This window comes from Kitasatospora sp. NPDC007106, assembly GCF_040634455.1.
In the GTDB taxonomy this organism is placed as follows: Bacteria; Actinomycetota; Actinomycetes; order Streptomycetales; family Streptomycetaceae; genus Kitasatospora; species Kitasatospora arboriphila.
In genome coordinates, this window is sequence record NZ_JBEYFP010001272.1 from 1 (window position 1) to 1330 (window position 1330).

Genomic DNA, 1330 nt, shown 5'->3' on the forward strand with positions numbered 1-1330 from the left:
CGCTCGGCCTCCGGGTCCGCGAGGGCGTGCGCTCCATGCCCGACCCGGACCCCACCCTGATCTTCGACCACGTCTATGCGGAACCGCACGCGCTGTCGTTGCCGGCCCCGGTGGGCGCGGAGACGGCTCGTCGGCCGCTCCCGATGACGTGACCCCCGATCCGGTGCGGATGAGCACACGGCGGGTGGGTGCGATCCGCGCACGGCGCGATCGCGTGTGAGCTTGTCCTCCCCAACCGCGGGCCGGGGAAACCTCCCCGCCGCCGGAAAGTTGCCCGTGTCACAGTCCAACCGGAGGGAACGCTTTCGCTCCGCTCCGGCACCCGGCCCCCACCCCGGGGCGTCCTCGCAGGTCAACCTACCGGAAGCGGCCCGCCGCGGCCGGGAACGGCTCGGAATCGGCCGCTTACAGCTGCTTTACCCGCGGACCAGGCAGGATGGAGGCACCGTCGGGGCCGTGCCGCAGGGCGCGGCTCCGTGCCCGGCGCACCACGGCCCGCACGGGCGGACAGCACGGCGGGGCCGATCGGATGAAGGGACAACCACCGTGCGGGTACTCGTCGTCGAGGACGAGCAGCTGCTCGCCGAGGCCGTGGCCACCGGGCTGCGCCGCGAGGCCATGGCCGTCGACGTCGTCTACGACGGGGAGGCGGCCCTGCAGCGGATCGCCGTCAACGACTACGACGTGGTGGTCCTCGACCGCGACCTCCCGCTCGTCCACGGCGACGACGTGTGCCGCCGGGTCGTCGAGCAGGGTCTCGCCACCCGCGTCATCATGCTCACCGCCTCCGGCGACATCAGCGACCGCGTCGAGGGCCTGGAGATCGGCGCCGACGACTACCTCCCCAAGCCGTTCGCCTTCAGCGAACTCGTCGCCCGGGTACGGGCGCTGGGCCGCCGCGCCACCGTCCCGCTGCCGCCGGTCCTGGAGCGCGCCGGCATCAGCCTTGACCCCGGCCGCCGCGAAGTGCTCCGCGACGGCAAGCCCGTCCAGCTCGCCCCCAAGGAGTTCGCCGTCCTGGAGGTGCTGATGCGCGCCGGCGGCGCCGTCGTCTCCGCCGAACAGCTCCTGGAGAAGGCCTGGGACGAGCACACCGACCCGTTCACCAACGTCGTCCGCGTCACCGTGATGACCCTGCGCCGCAAGCTCGGCGACCCGGCCGTGATCGTCACCGTGCCCGGCTCCGGCTACCGCATCTGACCCGGCACCGGCGGGCCGGCCGCACCGGCCCGCCCGCGCCCCCCGCCCCGCCGGCACCGCCGGCGCGGCACCCGCCCCACCGCAGCACCCGAGAGGACAGGCCATGACCACCCCGCCCCCCGCCGGCGGG

1 protein-coding gene is annotated in these 1330 nt (G+C 74.7%); it reads left to right on the forward strand.

Going from position 1 to position 1330, the window contains the following annotated elements:
- Positions 1-546: 546 nt before the first annotated feature.
- Positions 547-1200, forward strand: coding sequence for a response regulator transcription factor (locus ABZ641_RS37780; RefSeq protein ID WP_030277361.1), 654 nt, complete (start codon positions 547-549; stop codon positions 1198-1200).
- Positions 1201-1330 lie beyond the last annotated feature (130 nt).